Origin of the sequence: Azospirillum brasilense (genome assembly GCF_003349955.1) — a bacterium.
Taxonomy (GTDB): domain Bacteria; phylum Pseudomonadota; class Alphaproteobacteria; order Azospirillales; family Azospirillaceae; genus Azospirillum; species Azospirillum brasilense_B.
The window spans coordinates 1-13,917 of record NZ_QLKQ01000007.1 but is presented as its reverse complement, the minus strand read 5'-3'; the positions used below and the strand labels follow the sequence as shown (position 1 = coordinate 13,917).

Genomic DNA, 13,917 nt, shown 5'->3' with positions numbered 1-13,917 from the left:
CCCATGGCCTTCCCGCCGCAATTCCTGGAAGAGCTGCGCACCCGTCTCGCCTTGTCGGACGTGGTGGGCAAGCGCCTGCGCCTGATCCGCGCCGGCCGCGAGTACAAGGCGCCGTGCCCCTTCCACAACGAGAAGTCGCCATCCTTCTACGTCAACGACCAGAAGGGCTTCTTCCATTGCTTCGGCTGCGGGGCGCACGGCGACATCATCGGCTTCGTCATGCGCCACGACAACCTCGCCTTCCCGGAGGCGGTGGAAGCGCTGGCCGGCGAGGCGGGGCTGCCGGTCCCCCGCGCCACCGAGGAGGACAAGCAGCGTTACGAGCGGCGCAAGACGCTGCACGATCTGGTGGAGCAGGCCGCCCGCTGGTTCGAGCAGCAGCTCCACGCCCCCGCCGGCCGGGCCGGGCTGGAGTATTTCCAGCGCCGCGGGCTGGACACCGACGGCATGGCGCGCTTCCGCCTGGGCTTCGCCCCCGGCGATTCCGGCGCGCTGCGCAGCCAGCTCCTGAAGCAGGGCTTCTCGGACGAGGACATGGTGACCGCCGGTCTGCTGAAGCGGCCGGACGACGGGCGCGCGCCCTACAGCTTCTTCCGCAACCGGGTGATCTTCCCGGTGACCGACCGGCGCGGCCGGGTGGTCGCCTTCGGCGGGCGCATCCTGGAGGGCGACGGCCCGAAATACGTCAACACCGCCGACACGCCGCTGTTCCACAAGGGCACGCTGTTGTACGGCCTGTCGCGGGCGCGGCAGGCGGCGGCGGACGGCAAGCCGGTGATCGTCGCCGAAGGCTACATGGACGTCATCGCGCTGGTCCGCGCCGGCTTCGAGGGCGCGGTGGCGCCGCTCGGCACCGCCCTGACCGAAACACAGGTCCAGGAGCTGTGGAAGCTGATCCCCGACGCGGAGAAGGTCCCCTTCCTCTGCTTCGACGGCGACAACGCCGGACGCCGGGCGGCGTGGCGGGCGGTGGAGCGCATCCTGCCCCACCTCGCGCCCGGCCATTCCGCCCGTGTCGCCTTCCTGCCGGAGGGGGAGGACCCCGACAGCCTGATCCGCCTGCACGGTCCCCGCGCCATGCAGGAGGTGCTGGGCGAGGCCATCCCGCTGTCCGAGGCGGTCTGGCGCATGGAGACCGAGGGCAAGCCCACCGGCACGCCCGAATCGAAGGCGGCGGTGAAGGCCGCCCTGGACGCGCGGGTGGCGCAGATCGCCGACCGCGACGTGCAGGTCTTCTACCGCACGGAGATGCGCCGCCGCGTCGACGAGGCCTTCGCCCCGCCGCCGCGCCAACGCAACGAGCGCGGCCCCTGGGTCCCGGGAGGCTCCTGGCAAGGCGGGGGGCAAGGCGGGGGGCGTTTCGGCCAGCAGACGCGCCGGCACACGCCGGGCCTGCCGGGCCTGCGCACCGCGCCGCCGCCCGGCCACCGCCGCCGCAATCCCGGCAATCTCGCCGCCGCGCGGGAGCGCGTTCTGCTCGCCGTGATCATCAACCACCCCGACCTGTTCGACGAGTTGGGCGAATCGCTGGGCATGCTGCCGTTTCCCGACCAGGAATTGGAGGAATTGCGCCAAGCGGTCATTGGATTGCTTGCCGAACGGCGGGAAAACGACTCGGGACTTGACGCCGCATCGCTTTGTCGCCACTTGTCTTCCGCCGGCTATGATACCATTGTCCGCTCTCTGCTCAGCGAGTCGACCTATGTCCATGCCGGCTTTGCACGCCCGGACGCGTCCTCCTTGGACGCGAAACGGGGGTGGTGGCCGACATGGCATCACCTGCATCACAGGCAGGTGATGGCCGATTTGAGAGAAGCGGAGGCGGCTTTGGCCCGTGACAACAGCGAGGCGAACTTCGCGCGGGTCGTGGCCCTTCAACAGGAGGTCATCAGGTCCGGAATGGGTATGACGGATGACGAGGATCTCGACGATGCATAGCGACCGGCGCCGCCGGGCGTGGTGCGGAAGGGAAGGGCCGGAGGGAATGAGACCTGGAGGGGTCTGTCCGGACACGGTCCGGAACGGTTCACAACCGGTTTAAGCAGGTGCGGATCGACAGCGGGGGGCCGCTGCGATGCGTGCTATGGGTTTTTATAATGGGGTAATGCGGGGGCATCGATCGCATGGCCACGAAAGCTGCGAACAGCGTTGAAGTTTCCGAAGCCCGGGACGAGGCCGGCGACGGCCCGCTCATGGACGGCATGGGTCTTGCCGTCAAGAAGATGATCGCCCGCGGCAAGGAGCGTGGCTACGTCACCTATGACGAGCTGAACGCCGCCCTGCCGCAGGATACGTCGTCTTCCGAGCAGATCGAAGACACGATGGCCATGCTCTCCGAGATGGGCATCAACATCGTCGAATCGGAAGAGCAGGATTCGGAAGGCAACGCCAACGCCGACGGCGAGGGCGAAGGCCGGTCCGCCGGCAATCTGGACGATGACGACATCGGCCGCACCGACGACCCCGTGCGCATGTATCTGCGTGAGATGGGCTCGGTGGAGCTGTTGTCCCGCGAGGGCGAAATCGCCATCGCGAAGCGCATCGAGGCCGGACGCGAGATGATGATCGGGGCGATCTGCGAATCGCCGCTGACCATCCGCGCCATCCTCGAGTGGCACGACGCCCTCATGGAAGGGAAGATGCTGCTGCGCGACATCATCGACCTGGACGCCACCTATGGCGGCGGCCCGGACGGTGAGGAGATCCCCGAAGGTCTGGCCGAGACGGTGGAAGCCGCCCCGGAGGAGACCGAGGAGGAGCGCCCGCCGCGTCCCGAGGGCGAGAGCGAGGAAGAGGGCGACGAGGACGGCGAGAACAGCCTGTCCCTGTCGGCCATGGAAGCCGCGCTGAAGCCGCAGGTCATCGAGACCTTCGAGAAGATCAAGACCACCTACGACAAGCTGCACAAGCTGCACGAGGGCCGCATCGCGGCCATCCAGCGCGGCGAGGACGTGGCCAAGCAGTCGGACAAGAAGTACGACAAGCTCAAGACCGAGATGGTCGAGCTGATGAACACGGTGCGCCTGAACAACCAGCGCATCGAGCAGCTTGTCGAGCAGCTCTACGCCCTGAACCGCAAGCTGACCGGCTTCGAGGGCAAGCTGCTGCGCATGGCGACCGACTGCCGCGTGAAGCGCGAGGACTTCCTCAACCACTATTTCGGGCACGAACTCGACCCGAACTGGCTGGAGCGCATCCGCGGCCTGAACCCCAAGACCTGGGGCAAGTTCTACGACAAGTACGAGGCCGACATCCGCAAGACGCGCGACGGCGTGTCGAGCATCTCGGACGAGGCCAAGCTGCCGATCAGCGAATTCCGCCGCATCGTCTCCACCGTCCAGAAGGGCGAGAAGGAAGCGAGCCGCGCGAAGAAGGAGATGGTCGAGGCCAACCTGCGTCTCGTGATCTCCATCGCGAAGAAGTACACGAACCGCGGCCTGCAGTTCCTGGACCTGATCCAGGAGGGCAACATCGGCCTGATGAAGGCGGTGGACAAGTTCGAGTACCGGCGCGGCTACAAGTTCTCGACCTACGCGACGTGGTGGATCCGTCAGGCGATCACCCGCTCGATCGCCGACCAGGCGCGGACCATCCGAATCCCGGTCCACATGATCGAGACGATCAACAAGCTGGTCCGCACCAGCCGCCAGATGCTGCACGAGATCGGCCGCGAGCCGACCCCGGAAGAACTGGCGGAGCGTCTGATGATGCCGCTGGAGAAGGTCCGCAAGGTCCTGAAGATCGCCAAGGAGCCGATCTCCCTCGAAACGCCGATCGGCGACGAGGAGGATTCGCATCTCGGCGACTTCATCGAGGACAAGAACGCGGTGCTGCCGCTCGACGCCGCCATCCAGGCGAATCTGCGCGAGACGACGACCCGCGTCCTGGCCTCGCTGACCCCGCGCGAGGAGCGTGTGCTGCGCATGCGCTTCGGCATCGGCATGAACACCGACCACACGCTGGAAGAGGTCGGCCAGCAGTTCAACGTGACGCGCGAGCGCATCCGCCAGATCGAGGCGAAGGCCTTGCGCAAGCTGAAGCACCCGTCGCGGTCGCGCAAGCTGCGCAGCTTCCTGGACACCTGAGGGTTTCGGGGCAGGCTCGATACGGACTGCGATCGTATGGAAAGCGGGGACCTTCGGGTCCCCCTTTTCATTTCGGGCCCCTTCATTTTGGCGGCGGCCTCTATCGAACGGGGTTGCATAAGCTCCCGGTTCTGGGCACATTCGGCATCCCTTGGTGGGGGCCTGTAGTTCAGCGGTTAGAACGCGCCGCTCATAACGGTGTTGTCGTCGGTTCGAATCCGGCCGGGCCCACCAAGCTTTCCAATGGGTTGCCGCGCCGACAAGCCGTCCGGAAAACAGCAATCACCCTAGGTTGCTCTGATCGGCCAAGGTGCGCGCGGGGGCTTCTCCATGGCGACGGTGCAGGAAGCGCTGGGGCTTGCGGTCGAGTATCATCTCCAAGGTGCATTGACGGAGGCCAGGGAGCTTTACGGACGAATCCTCGCCGTCGAGCCGGACCAGCCTCACGCGCTGCATTTGCTGGGTGTGCTCGACGGGCAGCAGGGCCGCCCTGGGGAGGCGATGGCGCGGATTCGCCGCGCGATCGCCAGCGCTCCGGACATCGCCGACTTCCACGCCAACGCCGGCAAGCTGGTCCTGGCGATGGGCCGGACGGACGAGGCGGCCGCGCTCCACCGCCGGGCGCTGACGCTGCGCCCCGGCCACCCGGATGCGCTGGCGGGCCTGGCGCCGCTGCTCGCTGAAGGACCTCCGACCGACGAGGCCGTGTCGGTGCTCCGGCAATGCCTGCGCCTGAGGCCCGAGGATGGCGGCCTGTGCTTCACCCTTGCGCGGATGCTGCGGGCGCGGGGGGAGGGGGGGAACGCGGCGGCGGCCTATCGCCGTCTCATCGCGCTCGACCCCAGCCATGGCGCGGCCTGCAACAATCTGGGCAACCTCCTGCGCGCCGGCGGCGCCGTGGCCCAGGCGGTGATCGCCTTCCGCTGCGCCGCGCGGCTCTCGCCCGGCTCCGCGACGCTGCTGGTCAATCTCGGCGCCGCGCTCGCCGATCTGGGGCGCACCGAGGCGGCGATGGCGGCGTTCCGTCGGGCGGTCGCCTGCCAGCCCGACAACGGCGACGCTTATGTCGGGCTGGGCGGCGCGTCATCCGGGCCTTGCCCGGCCGACCGTCTGCGGGTGTTGAGCCACGGGGTGCGCGCCGCTCCCGACCATGCGGGGCTGCTTTACGCCTTGGGGGTGCTCCACGCCGGTCGCGACGAAGACGCTTTGGCCGTCGGCTTCCTGAGCCGAGGGGTGGAAGTCGCGCCGTGGGACGCTGCGTGCCGGATGGCCTTGTGCGTCGCGCAACTCCGCCACGTCTACGCCGACGAGGCGGAACTGGACTCCAGGCGGAAGGCCTACGCGCACCATCTCGCGGCGCTCGACGGGCTGATCGGTCCGGGCGCTCCGGCCGAGGCGCGACGGAACGCCGCGGACCTCGCGGGCGCGCATCTGCCTTTCCTGCTGGCTTACCAGGGCTTGGACAACCGGGCTTTGCAGGAAACCTATGGCGGCATCATGGCCGGGCTGATGCAGGCGCGATTGGGGAGCCGCATCCCGGCCATCCCGGAAAAGGCCCGCCCCCGGACGGTCCGGGCGCGGTTGCGTATCGGCATCGTCTCCTCGTATTTCCACGACCATTCGGTGTGGCGGGCGATCCTGGCCGGCTGGCTCACCCAGCTCGATCCGGAGCGCTTCACCCTTCTGGGATACCATGTCACCGGCGAGGAGGACGCGTGCACCGCTCTGGCCGCGTCGCGGTGCGCGGTGTTCCGTCGCGGCCTCGGCACCGTGGAGCGCTGGGCGGAGACCATCGTCGCCGACCGGACCGACGCGCTGCTGTTCCCCGAGGTCGGCATGGAGCCGATGACCCATCGGCTCGCGGCGCTGCGCCTTGCCCCGCTGCAGGCCGTGGCCTGGGGGCACCCTGACACGACGGGACTTCCCACGCTCGACCATTACCTGTCGGGAGACCTGCTGGAGCCGCCGGGCGGAGACGCCTTCTACAGCGAGCGCCTGCACCGCCTGCCCAACCTTGGTTGCTACGTCGAGCCCACGCGGCGGCCCGCCGCGTCGGTCACGCGTGGACGGTTCGGCCTGTCCGACGGGGCGCCGGCCTTCCTGTGCAGCCAAAGCCTGTTCAAGTACCTGCCGCAGCACGACCATGTTCTTGCCGCCATCGCCGCCGCCGTGCCGAGCGGCCGGTTCCTGTTCTTCCGGCACAGCCAGCCCGCCGTCACCCGCGTCTTCGAGGATCGGCTGGAGCGGGCCTTCGCTCTCCAGGGCATCGACAGCCGGGAGCGCTGTGTCTTCAGCGACCCGCTCGACCATGACGCGTATCTGGCGACGCTGCGGGCGATGGACGTCTATCTCGACAGCATCGGCTTTTCCGGCTTCAATACGGCCCTGCAGGCGGTGGAGGCGGGGCTTCCGGTGGTCACCCTGCGGGGGGGCTTCATGCGCGGACGGCTGGCCGCCGCCCTGTTGGAGCGCCTCGGCATGGCCGATGTGGTCGCCCAAGGTCCGGACGACTTCATTGCCGACGCCGTTCGCCTGGGGCTCGACCCGGCGGCGCGGGCCACCCGCGGATCCCGCCAGTCCGCCGCCCTTCCCGTCGTCTATCGCGATCGGGCGACCATCACCGGACTGGAGCGATTTCTGACGGGATAGCCGCAGCGGCGTCATTCGCGGCGCTTTCCGCCAGCGGCGACGCAAGGTCGCGACGCAGGCAGACGGCGCTGCCGGGGCAGAGGCCGGCGAATTGCGCGCTGGCCCGGATGCCCGGCGGTGCCTCGCTCCGTTCCGCGCGCGCGAATCCGATGCGTTCGAAGAAGCCGGCGGCGCCGATGGTCAGCAGCCACAGCCGCTCCAGACCAGACGCCGTCGCCTCCCGCGCGATCGCGTCCACGACCGCTCGACCATTGCCCTTGCGGCGCCGCTCCGGCAGGACCACGACCGAGCGGAGCAGCCCATCGCGCCCATGGACCTCCAAGCCGCCGTAGCCCAGGAGCCCATCGGGGGCGTCCACGCGCCAGAAGCGCCGCCCGGCCTCGGCGATGTCCTGATTCGGCAGATTTTCCGCGGCGAGAAGGGCCGCGAGGGCCGGCAACGCCGGCTTCGCCAGCGGCGTGACCGTCCATGGTCCCGTCATGGTGGCTTCCTCCCCTTCGGCCCGCCCGCGGAGGGTGCGCCGGATTCCCGAAAATTCCCCAAAACAAGAATAACGCCGTCGGATCATCGGATCCAACCGCGTTCATCGAAAAAGTAGGGAGCATTCCCTTGGGAAGAGGAGAGTGGCGCGCCCGAAGAGATTCGAACTCCTGACCCCCAGATTCGTAGTCTGGTGCTCTATCCAGCTGAGCTACGGGCGCTTCTCTCTGCCGCGGCGTCGGCGGGGCCGTCGTCTGCGGTGGCGCGGTTTTTAATCGGGCCGTGGCCGGAAGGCAACCAAAATCGTCCGGCCCGTGAAATTTTTCCGGCAAGCGGATGTCAGCCCTTTGACGGACTACAGAATGGCGGCGGTTGGGCTTACCTTGGCGTGGAGAACGACCAGCCAGAAGGGCATTCGAGAACAGCTATGGGCATGACGTTTCTGAGCCGCGCCGTTATGGGGCCGGCGGGGTTGCTGACGGCGCTTTCCGTGACGGCAACGATCGGGGCGGCGGCAATCGCGACGGCGCAAGCGGCGGACGACCGGTCCGGCGCCGCGGTGCTGGTGTCCGCGGCCATCGGCAACGAGGTCGTCCAGATGGTCGAACTCGGCCCGAAGGTGATCCAGGTGACCGTCAACGACCGCGTCGTCTATGAGGACCGCGAGGGGCGCACCCTGTCCTTCGTGAACGCCTACAACATGGAAGGGCGCTGGCTGGTGCTTCTTCAGGAGAGCGTGGACGGCAAATGCGCCGCGCGCTTCCGCGTGCTCGACCTCGGCGGGACCAAGGCCTCCGTCTCGCTGCCCTTCGGGACCTGCAGCGACGCGCCGAAGGTGGAGCAGGCCGACCGCACGCTGACCGTCTCGCTGCCGGCGACCGACGGAAAGAGCACGGCGGCCTGGAACTACCGGGACGGAATGCTCGTTCGCATGCGCTGAATGGAAAGGGAGCCGCGAGGACCGTGGGACATCTGAACCTCTGGCACGTCAACAAGGCGATCTCGCTTCTTGGCAGCACGTCCTTCGTGCTTCCGGTGGCGGGAATCCTGATCGTGATGCTGTGGCGCCGCCATTCGGCGGTCTCGGCGGCGCGCTGGCTGGCGGTGCTGGCCATGCTGATGGGCTCGGTGGCGCTTCTGAAGATCCTGGGACACGCCTGCGGCATCCGCCTGTTCGACGACCGGCTGACCAGCCCCAGCGGCCACGCCGCCCTCGCCGCCGCCGTCTACGGGGCGGTCGGGGTGATGGCGGCGCGCTCGCTGGACGGCTGGCGGCGCGGCGTGGTGGTCCTCGGCGCCCTCGGTCTGGTGGTGGGGGTGGCGGCCTCGCGCATCCTGCTGCGCTACCATTCGGTGACGGAGGTGGTGGTCGGCCTCGTCCTCGGCGGGCTGGCGGTGGCCGCCTTCGCGCAGAGCTTCAACCGGCTGACCCCGTCGCGTCTGAACCTCAGCCCGCTGGTCCTCGCCCTGGTCGTTCTGTTCGGCGTCGCCACCTACGCGCTCGGCGACCGCACCAACGCCGAACCGATGCTGAAGCATTTCGCCTATCTGCTCCGTGAGGAATCCCCGGTCTGCGGCCCGATGCTGCCGCTGAACAGTTTCCTGGAACGGCTCTGACCGGTGTTTGTCCTTCCGGACGGCGCCGTCGGCCGTGTCTGGTCTTCCCGGCACTTGGCAACCGGAATGTTTGCCTTGGGGAGTCGGTTGAGGGTTGAGAGCGGGCTTGCGACGGGGCATGGTGTGGGCTTATACCGACGCCCCCGTTCCTGACCCGTTCTGCCATCTCGGTATCCCTTCCGGCCCATGTCGCTGTTCGGTTCCCTTCCTCGCGCCGCCGCCACCGCCAGCGCGACGGTCTCCTTTTCGCAGGAGGACTTGGCGCGCGTCTTCGATGCGAAGACGCTGCAGCGCGGCCGCACGCTCATCCTGACCGGGGCGGTGACGCTGCACGAGGCGGAGGCGCGGATTGCCGCGACGGTGACCGACCTCGGGCGGAGCCTGTCGGTGACCGTCGTCCCGGTGCGCGGGCGCAGCCGGGTGGTCTTTGACAAGAGCTGCGCCTGCGGGCGCAACGCCTGCGCCCACATGGCCGCGGCGGCGCTGATGACGCTCGACGCCCGTCCGGAAGGGCGCCAGATGTCCCTGTTCGACGCGCCTCCTGCCGCGGTGGCGCCGGGTCTCCAGGCGGTTCCGAACGCGCCCCTCGCGCCGCAACCGGTCCCGGAGCCACCTCCGCCGCCACCGCCACCGCCGCCGCCGCCTGCCCCCGATCCGGTGCTCAGCGTCCGCTGGACCCTGGAGCCGGGCAAGGACGAGGCGGCCATGTTCGTGTCCGCCGTCATCGCGGTCGAGGGGGCGGGGGAGGGCGACGACGTCTCCACCCCGGCCAGCCCGCGTGACGTGCTGGCCCGCGCGCCGCGCAGCCTGGACGGCGACGTCGACCGCGCCATCGCCCGGCTGCTCGGCGGCGGCGGGGTGGTGCGCACGCCGGTCGCCAAGAGCCGGGGCGACGTGGTGGACCGCATCCTGCGCCGGCTGCTCGGCTGCGGGCGGCTGCGCTGGCGCGGCGGCACGGTGCTGGGGGAGGGGGCGGGGATCACCGTCCGCGCCTTCCGCGACCCGGCGACGCGCAAGCTGCGCCCGACCGGCCTGCCGCCCGGCGCCGCGCTGATCAAGGGGCTGGGCTACTGGTGCGTCGACCCGAAGGCCGGCACCGTCTGCCCCGTCGAGTTGCAGGTTGTCGAGGTGCCGAAGCCCAAGGCCGCGGTTCCCCCGCCCGCCGCAAAGGCGGGTTCCTCGAAGGCGGTGGCCCCCAAGGCCTCCGCCCGGCCGGCGCCGTCCCGCGCCGCTCCGGAGCGACCGGACTTCCCGGCGGCCTCGGCCTTCGCCGCGGGAATGCCCGGCGGCGTGCGCATGGGCTCCGACCCCGCCGCGACCATCGTCGAACGCGACCCGCGCGTCGTCGCCCGGCTGGGCCGGGTGGTGTCGCCGGACGGCGGTCTGGTGGACGTGCTGCGGCTGGCCTTCGACTATGGCGAGGAGGATTCGCCCTCGGAGATCGAGCCCGACGACCAGCGCCAGTTCGCCCGCGTCGAGGAACCCGCCGGCGCGGTCTTCGTCCGCCGCGACAAGGCGCTGGAGCAGGGAGCGCTGGAAAAGCTGGCCGCCTTCGGCTTCGCCCAGGCGCGCATCGAGCCGCCCAAGGGTCAGTTGAACGCCCGCGGCACCCGCGTCCACTGGCTGACCGGCAAGGACGCGGAGGAGCGCTGGGCGGCCTTTCTGAAGACCGAGGTGCCGGCCCTGCGCAAGGACGGCTGGACCGTCGAGATCGGCGCCGACTTCGGCACCCGCGTCGTGGAGGCCAACGAGGAGGTGGCGGTCGCCGTGCGCGATTCCGGCGACGGCTGGTTCGACCTCGACGTCGGCGTGGAGATCGACGGGGAGCGCCGCGCCCTGCTGCCCATCCTGGCGACGCTGATCGAGCGCGGCGGCATGGAGGCGACCCGCGTCATCGACGGGCGCGCCCATCTGGTGCTGGACGACGGCAACGTGCTGGCCCTGCCGGCGGAGCGGGTCGAACGGCTGATGAGCGTCCTGGAATCCATGCTCGACAGCGGGCGGCGGCTCGACGACACGCTGAAGGTGCCGCTGACCGAGGCCGACGGCCTGCTGGACATCGACGACCTGATCGCGCGGCGCACCGAGGACACCGGCCAGATCGACCGCTACCTGCGCACCATCCAGGAGCAGGAGATGCCGGCGGAGATGGACCCGCCGCCGGGCTTCCAGGGTACGCTGCGCGACTACCAGCGTGTCGGTCTGGCCTGGATGCAGGGGTTGAGGGCCAACCGGGTGGCCGGCATCCTGGCCGACGATATGGGCCTGGGCAAGACGGCCCAGACGCTGGCCCACATCGCCCTGGAGGAGAAGGAGGGCCGGCTGACCGATCCCTGCCTCGTCGTCGTGCCGACCAGCCTCGTCCCCAACTGGGTGGCCGAGGCGCAGCGCTTCACGCCGCATCTTCGGGTGGTCGTGCTGCACGGTCTGGACCGGCACGAGAAGCTGGGCGACCTCGACCGCGCCCACATCGTGGTGACCACCTACGGCGTGGTCGGCCGCGACGTCGAGGTGCTGAAGCGCCGGGACTGGCACATGCTGATCCTCGACGAGGCGCAGGCCATCAAGAATCCCGACAGCAAGGCGACCCGCGCCGTCTGCGCGCTCAACGCCCGCAACCGGCTCTGTCTGTCCGGCACGCCGGTTGAGAACAATCTCGGCGAGCTGTGGAGCCAGTTCGCCTTCCTGATGCCCGGCCTGCTCGGCGACCGCAAGGAGTTCGGGCGCCGCTACCGCACGCCCATCGAGAAGCGCGCCGACGGCACCCGCGCCAAGCAGTTGATGCGGCGCATCCGCCCCTTCCTGCTGCGCCGCACCAAGGAGGCGGTGGCGAAGGAGTTGCCGCCGAAGACCGAGGTGGTGGTGCGCATCGACCTGGAGCCGGCGCAGCGCGACCTTTACGAGACCATCCGCCTGTCGGTGAACGAGACGGTGCGGGCGGCGCTGGCGGTCAGCGGCGTGTCGCGCAACGCCATCACCATCATCGACGCGCTCCTGAAGCTGCGTCAGGTCTGCTGCGACCCGCGTCTGGTCAAGATCCCCGCCGCCGGCAAGGTGAAGGAGACCGCCAAGCTCGACGCCCTGACCGACATGGTGCTGGAGATGGTGCCGGAAGGCCGGCGCATCCTGATCTTCTCGCAGTTCACCTCCATGCTCGACCTCATCAAGCTGCGGCTTGAGGAGGCGAAGGTCGGCTATGTCGAACTGACCGGGCGCACGCTGGACCGTGCGGAGCCGGTCAACCGGTTCCAGAACCGCGAGGTGCCGGTCTTCCTCATCAGCCTGAAGGCAGGCGGGCGCGGCCTGAACCTGACGGCGGCGGACACGGTGATCCACTACGATCCCTGGTGGAACCCGGCGGCGGAGGATCAGGCGACCGACCGCGCCTACCGAATCGGGCAGGACAAGCCGGTCTTCGTCTACAAACTGATCGCCGCCGACACGGTGGAGGAGCGCATCCTCGACTTGCAACGGCGCAAAGGAAACCTGTCCGACGCAACCATCGAGGGCACCGGTCTCATCAGTGCCCTTGAAGGCGGAGACATCGACTATCTGCTGGGTAGGGCGGCGGACTGACCGCACCCTCGGGATTACCGCCCTTCCCGGTCTGGCCTTTGCGGCGCCATGGCATAGATCCTTGACGACGAAAGCATCGCGTTCGTTTCCCTTGCAACGGGGAGGGCCATGGCATCGACGAAGCGGGACACCGCACCCGATCCGGAACGGCTCATCGGCGCGTGGCGCGACGCCGCCGCGGACGCCCGCCGTTGGCGTGACGATCCGGACCGCGTGGCCGCCCTGAGGGCGGCGCGCACCCGGCTGCACCAGCCGCCGCCGCCGCCGCCGCGCCCGCCCCAGCGGGTGCTGGCCGACGAGCTGCACGCCGCCCGCGCCGCCTGGGAGGGGGGGCAGGGGCTGGACGGCACCGCCCGCGCCCTGGCCTACGCCAACCTGAAGCGCTGGGAGCCCGGCCTGTTCGGCTACAGCGAGACGCAGCGGTCCACCGCCGGCAAGATCGCCGCGTCGGAAGCGGCGGAATCGCGACGCGACGCGCAGGAGCGGGCGGAGGCCCAGGCCCTGCTCCGCGCCTTCCGCCGCGTCCAGGAGCGCGCCCGCTGCACCGCGCGCGCCGTGCAGGCCGACCCCCGCGCCCGCGCCATGGCGGCGGACGAGGGGCTGATGCTGCCGGACGGCGGCCGATCGGGCGGCGTGACCGCCCCGTGAACCGCCGTCTCAAGGCCAGCGACGATCAGGCGTCCTTCGCCCTGTCGCCCATAGCCTTGCCCGATGAGAAGCTGCTGGAGATCCACCGCCGCCTTTGCCTGATCTTCGGCTGCCCGATCGCCTATTTCCGTGCGCTCGACCCGCTGAGCGAGTTGGTGTCGTCGCTGCTGTCGCACCGCACGCGCAACGCGGCGTCCGGGGCGGCCTTCCGCGCCTTGCGGGCGCGCTGGGGGGAGGACTGGGCGGCTGTCCGCGACGCCGATCCGGCCGAGGTCGAGACGGTGATTGCCGGCGTCACATGGCCGGAGCAGAAGGCGCCGCGCATCCAGGCGATCCTTCGGCGGATCACCGAGTTGCGCGGCGAGCTTTCCCTGGATTTCCTGGCGGAGATGACGGTGCCGGAGGCGCGGGCCTGGCTGCAGGCGCTTCCCGGCGTCGGCCCCAAGACCAGCGCCGCGGTGATGAGCTTCAGCAGCCTGCGCCGTCCCGCCCTGCCGGTGGACAGCCACCATCACCGCGTCGCGGTGCGCACCGGGCTGATCCCCTCCAGCGTGGCGGTCGGCCCGTCGCACAGCGTGCTGGAGGCGCGCTTGCCTCCGGAATGGACAGCCCAGCAGATCTACGACCATCACGAGGTGATGATGCTGCACGGGCAGCGGGTCTGCTTTTACCGCAACCCGGCTTGCGAGCGTTGTGTGCTGCTGGAGTTGTGTCCGGAGGGGCAGGGGCGAGTGGCGGGTGGGGCGTCGGCTGAGCAAAAGTCGGTCGAAGAAAAATAGGCGACCTCTGCCCCCTCCCTAACCCTCCCCCTCTGCGAGGTGGAGGGAACTGCCGCCGCGTCGCGGAAGGCACCCTCTCCCGC

9 protein-coding genes and 2 tRNA genes are annotated in these 13,917 nt (G+C 69.7%); 9 read left to right on the top strand and 2 right to left on the bottom strand.

Features of this window, described 5'->3' with window-relative positions; all coding sequences use genetic code 11:
• The first annotated feature begins 3 nt into the window (after nt 1-3).
• The 4 genes from dnaG (at nt 4) to DXK32_RS04695 (ending at nt 6,734) form a co-directional block, all read left to right on the top strand.
• Nucleotides 4-1,938 carry a DNA primase gene (gene dnaG / locus DXK32_RS04710; RefSeq protein ID WP_114857486.1) on the top strand — a complete coding sequence of 645 codons (1,935 nt, stop codon included), beginning with the start codon at nt 4-6 and terminating at the stop codon, nt 1,936-1,938.
• 185 nt (nt 1,939-2,123) lie between these two features.
• Nucleotides 2,124-4,085, top strand: coding sequence for an RNA polymerase sigma factor RpoD (gene rpoD, locus DXK32_RS04705; protein WP_103039999.1), 1,962 nt, complete (start codon nt 2,124-2,126; stop codon nt 4,083-4,085).
• Nucleotides 4,086-4,243: 158 nt separating this feature from the next.
• Nucleotides 4,244-4,319: transfer RNA gene (locus DXK32_RS04700), tRNA-Ile, on the top strand.
• 96 nt (nt 4,320-4,415) lie between these two features.
• Nucleotides 4,416-6,734, top strand: coding sequence for a tetratricopeptide repeat protein (locus tag DXK32_RS04695; protein ID WP_114857485.1), 2,319 nt, complete (start codon nt 4,416-4,418; stop codon nt 6,732-6,734).
• Here the strand turns inward: DXK32_RS04695 and arsN2 are convergent.
• Complete coding sequence (arsN2, locus tag DXK32_RS04690; protein WP_114857484.1) at nt 6,703-7,215, bottom strand: arsenic resistance N-acetyltransferase ArsN2; 513 nt, start codon at nt 7,213-7,215, stop codon at nt 6,703-6,705. The two genes, DXK32_RS04695 and arsN2, sit on opposite strands and share 32 nt — an antisense overlap.
• Before the next feature lie 143 nt (nt 7,216-7,358).
• A tRNA-Arg gene (locus DXK32_RS04685) sits at nt 7,359-7,435 on the bottom strand.
• A gap of 212 nt (nt 7,436-7,647) precedes the next feature.
• On the opposite strand from DXK32_RS04685, the gene DXK32_RS32000 reads away from it, so the two are divergent.
• From DXK32_RS32000 to DXK32_RS04665, 5 genes are all read left to right on the top strand, one after another.
• Nucleotides 7,648-8,154, top strand: coding sequence for a hypothetical protein (locus DXK32_RS32000; protein ID WP_162801079.1), 507 nt, complete (start codon nt 7,648-7,650; stop codon nt 8,152-8,154).
• Between the two features lie 23 nt (nt 8,155-8,177).
• On the top strand, nt 8,178-8,831 hold the full coding sequence (locus DXK32_RS04680) for a phosphatase PAP2 family protein (protein WP_162801078.1): 654 nt from the start codon (nt 8,178-8,180) through the stop codon (nt 8,829-8,831).
• A gap of 186 nt (nt 8,832-9,017) precedes the next feature.
• The gene (locus tag DXK32_RS04675; RefSeq protein WP_114857482.1) at nt 9,018-12,407 is read left to right on the top strand and encodes a DEAD/DEAH box helicase; all 3,390 of its coding nucleotides are present in this window, start codon (nt 9,018-9,020) and stop codon (nt 12,405-12,407) included.
• Nucleotides 12,408-12,515: 108 nt separating this feature from the next.
• Complete coding sequence (locus tag DXK32_RS04670) at nt 12,516-13,055, top strand: hypothetical protein (RefSeq protein ID WP_114857481.1); 540 nt, start codon at nt 12,516-12,518, stop codon at nt 13,053-13,055.
• Complete coding sequence (locus tag DXK32_RS04665) at nt 13,052-13,834, top strand: endonuclease III domain-containing protein (RefSeq protein WP_247876980.1); 783 nt, start codon at nt 13,052-13,054, stop codon at nt 13,832-13,834. Before DXK32_RS04670 ends, DXK32_RS04665 begins: the two co-directional genes overlap by 4 nt.
• The last annotated feature ends 83 nt before the right edge of the window (nt 13,835-13,917 follow it).

What these genes read in the sequence shown, in the direction of transcription:
- dnaG (WP_114857486.1), top strand. Translation starts at nt 4, where the DNA reads ATGGCCTTCCCGCCGCAATTCCTGGAAGAGCTGCGCACCCGTCTCGCC.
- rpoD (WP_103039999.1), top strand. Translation starts at nt 2,124, where the DNA reads ATGGCCACGAAAGCTGCGAACAGCGTTGAAGTTTCCGAAGCCCGGGAC.
- DXK32_RS04695 (WP_114857485.1), top strand. Translation starts at nt 4,416, where the DNA reads ATGGCGACGGTGCAGGAAGCGCTGGGGCTTGCGGTCGAGTATCATCTC.
- arsN2 (WP_114857484.1), bottom strand. Translation starts at nt 7,215, where the DNA reads ATGACGGGACCATGGACGGTCACGCCGCTGGCGAAGCCGGCGTTGCCG.
- DXK32_RS32000 (WP_162801079.1), top strand. Translation starts at nt 7,648, where the DNA reads ATGACGTTTCTGAGCCGCGCCGTTATGGGGCCGGCGGGGTTGCTGACG.
- DXK32_RS04675 (WP_114857482.1), top strand. Translation starts at nt 9,018, where the DNA reads ATGTCGCTGTTCGGTTCCCTTCCTCGCGCCGCCGCCACCGCCAGCGCG.
- DXK32_RS04670 (WP_114857481.1), top strand. Translation starts at nt 12,516, where the DNA reads ATGGCATCGACGAAGCGGGACACCGCACCCGATCCGGAACGGCTCATC.